We start from the raw sequence: 435 nt of genomic DNA, 5'->3' as shown, positions 1-435 counted from the left end.
AACACCATTGCCATTACCGCCGTCTCCGCCGCTGTCACCGGTCTCACTTTTTTATCCTTTTTCGCCGGCGTCGCCTGTATCGCCTTTTTCGCCCTTTTTGCCATCGGCACCGTTGTCACCTTTTTCGCCTTTTTCACCAGCGGCGCCGGTATCACCTTTTTCGCCTTTTTCGCCAGCAGCGCCGTTATCACCTTTTTCGCCTTTTTCGCCAGCGGCACCAGTGTCACCTTTCTCGCCTTTTTCGCCAGCGGCGCCGGTATCACCTTTTTCGCCTTTTTCGCCAGCAGCGCCGGTATCACCTTTTTCGCCATCTGCACCTGCGGCACCAGTGTCGCCTTTTTCGCCTTTTTCGCCAGCAGCGCCGGTATCACCTTTTTCGCCTTTTTCGCCAGCGGCGCCAGTGTCACCTTTTTCGCCTTTTTCGCCAGCAGCGCC

The 435-nt window shown here is 56.6% G+C and carries 1 protein-coding gene; it reads right to left on the bottom strand.

From position 1 onward, the window contains the following. Positions 1 to 435 (bottom strand): hypothetical protein (locus ACTHUE_RS20545; RefSeq protein WP_440424337.1); only part of this gene is annotated, 435 nt, incomplete at both ends.

This window comes from Neisseria sp. P0021.S005 (assembly GCF_051956955.1).
The sequence above is the reverse complement of the archived record's forward strand: the minus strand, read 5'-3'. Positions and strand labels throughout refer to the sequence as shown.